The sequence below is a fragment of the Hyella patelloides LEGE 07179 genome, assembly GCF_900659865.1.
Taxonomy (GTDB): Bacteria; Cyanobacteriota; Cyanobacteriia; order Cyanobacteriales; family Xenococcaceae; genus Hyella; species Hyella patelloides.
Genome location: NZ_LR214212.1, coordinates 1 through 3,036, shown reverse-complemented (window position 1 = coordinate 3,036; position 3,036 = coordinate 1). Strand labels below are relative to the sequence as shown.

2 protein-coding genes are annotated in these 3,036 nt (G+C 33.9%); one reads left to right on the top strand and one right to left on the bottom strand.

The window, feature by feature from the left end:
• A partial coding sequence (locus tag H1P_RS32285) for a hypothetical protein (RefSeq protein WP_222427355.1) occupies positions 1-725 on the top strand: 725 nt, incomplete at its 5' end.
• A gap of 177 nt (positions 726-902) precedes the next feature.
• Here the strand turns inward: H1P_RS32285 and H1P_RS32280 are convergent.
• On the bottom strand, positions 903-2,642 hold the full coding sequence (locus tag H1P_RS32280; RefSeq protein WP_144875419.1) for a helix-turn-helix domain-containing protein: 1,740 nt from the start codon (positions 2,640-2,642) through the stop codon (positions 903-905).
• Positions 2,643-3,036: the final 394 nt, after the last annotated feature.

The following is a 3,036-nucleotide window of genomic DNA, read 5'->3' as shown; positions in this document are numbered from 1 at the left end:
TTTTTGACTTTGGCAACTATTCATATGTGGATTACCAAAATCATATTAGTGGGATAGGTTCTTGTGTTATGAGAGTTGAACCATTTCTTGAAAAAGCATTCTCCTCTTCTGGTAGGGTAGATTTGGACGTACCAAAACTCGAATGCTATGATAAAAATCCTCACATTATTTTCACTGGTAATGCCAGCAAGCTTTGGACCAAGACTCTTCGCCATGGTCGTAAAGATACATTGGGACCATTTTTGAAAAGGCTATCGCAACATGACATCCACATCTTTGTCAAGGAGAAAGCTGAGACAAAAGGCTTGTCTAACCTTCATCTGTTTCCTACTTTCTACAACCCAGATTTAATGAACGGTAAGTTTTCTCAATACATTTCGCAATTTGACGCTCATCTAGTCATGTACAATGAATTTAATGGAACTTCGCGTCGTCGAGTCGCTTCAGGTCTTGCAACTCGCTTTGCCTATGCTATAGCCTCTACTTCCCCTATAGCTTTAACAGACACCAGTAAGTTTATCGAAGAATATCCCCAAGACACTCCATTTTGGTTTACCTTCCGTGGTGTTAAAGACTTGGCTGAATCTCTTCACAATAAGCAACTCTTGAAGTCATTGCGCAATAACATGGAAAAAGTCCATAGGACTTATGCTTTTGAATCTCAGAGTCAGCATATTGCTCAGTTCTTTGAAAAAATTTTGGAAAAGCCTGGAGTGTCTAATTAAGCTAGTGCCATAGCTCTACAGTTACAAATATCAATTAGGGATAGAGAGCTTAATGTACTTTTAAATTGAGCTTCGCTGACTTTTAAATATGCTGAAGCTCATAATTTAAACTGATTATCCTTCTTCTGTAACTTTTTGATTCAAATAGTAATACGAAATCTTGTTTAGAAATTACTACTAAAATTCATTTTCAGTAATAATAATATTTTGGTCAACTTTTCCTAAAGTATTTTCATCATTAATTAAATTTTCATTCAAGTTCGGTGAAGTAGATTCTTCATTACTTAAAGATATGTATTGTATTTCATCTACATCTATTGGTAAAAAATTATTTTCTTCAGTTATATTCAAAATATCATCTATGCTAGCATTTCTAGCTGCATTGAAAAGTCCATCTGTATGCATATCTATTAGTAGGTAATCTTGAGTTACAACTAACAAACTATCGTCGCTTTTTTTCTCAACAATTGATTCTACATTGAGATTGATGGGTGAATCAGGGTTCAAGGAAGAAAAAATAAAATTCTCCGTTACATTATTTATCTCATCTTCTGTTAAGCCATCTGTGGTGTTTGCCACATCTGGTTGTTCAATCGGAGAAACATCTTCCAATTGGTTTTGAGAGTTTGATAATTCAGAATCAAGCCCTAAATCAGTTTCCCCAGAAAAATCAACCCCATCAGCAGTAACATCATCTTTAGTGTTTGTCACATCTGGTTGTTCAATCGGAGAGACATCTTCCAATTGGTTTTGAGAGTTTGATTGTTCCGAATCAAGCCCTGAATCAGTTTCCCCAAAAACATCAAGCAAATCATTAGTGACATCATCTTTGATGTTGATCACACTTGAATCCTTCACCACAACTAAGTCACTAAATTGGCTTTGAGAGGTTGATAATTCTGAATCAATCCCTAAATCAGTTTCCCCAGAAACATTGATATCCGTTGTTATATCACTTGTAGTATTTACAAAATCTGGTTCTTCAATCGGAGGAACATCATTAAATTGGCTTTGAGGGTTGAATGATTCCGAATCAAAACCTGAATTAATTTCCCTAAAAATATCGCTCAAATTAGTTTTTATAGTATCTACTTCTTCTATAACATATAATTCTTGCTCGCCAACTTTTTCTAGATGTTCTTCTATAATTCTTGACGACATAGAACCACCAAACTCAATATTTCCTTTTCTAGCAATATTAGGAAAACCATGTTTATTTGGAAAAGTTAACTTTTTATTTACTTCTGTATTCAATTGATAATTATCGTTATATTTTGAGTTAATATTCGATCTAGAAAATAGTAATTCAAAAGGATTCAATCGAATATTTAGAAATTCTTTATCTGGCTTTGAGTAAGAATTATCTTCAACAATAAGCTTATTTTCTGCCGAATATGTTTTTTCTAAAAGAGATATATTTAACAGCGTTGGTAAAAGATGACCATTTACAGAGATTGTTGATGCGGAGAAACTGAAAGGTGTTCTCAAGTAATCAAACCTATAATAATCATGAAGTTTTGGGGAAAGATCGTTTTCTGAGAAATTAAAAATTTCGCTCATCCAAATATAAAACAAGCCACAAAAAGAATTGACTCGGCTTGCTGATTTTTTGTGTTTTCTGCGAAAAGATTTGGGAGTAATGCCATAAGACAGCTTAAAATAACGATGTAGATGACTTTGACTATTAAACCCTACTAGGAAGGCAATTTCAATGATTGGGATATCTGTATGTACCAATAAATACTTTGCTTTTTCGAGGCGACAAACAATTATGTATTGATGAGGAGAAAGTCCAGTAACTTGCTTGAATTTTCTAGAAAAATGTCTGGGACTCAAGCGAGCTAATTCAGCTAAATTATCTAGCTTTAAAGGTCGGTCGAGATTCGCGTTGATGTATTCAATTGTTTGATTTAGCATCAAAAAATATTTTAAAGCAACAAAACAGATTTGAAGTTTTCAGTCCTACAGCAAACATATCAAACCACTAAAATAAATTCTTGCAAAATCTGGACTTTTTTGGCTCAAGCTCATTCCCTCTGTGGATGATCTCGGATAAGCTGTACGATTTGTTAATTGTGTATTGTAAAGCTCTTGAGAGCAAAAAAAATAAATCGTTCAATTGCTCGTGATATTTGAACTTGAAACGATTTTTTGCAGTTCTTAATCCTACAGCAAACATAACAAACTACCAAATTAAATTCTTGCAAAATCTGGGCTTTTTTGACTCAAGCTTATTCCCTCTGTGGATGATCTCGGATAAGCTGTACGATTGTTAGTTGTGTATTGTAAAGCTCTTGGGAGCGAAAAAAAA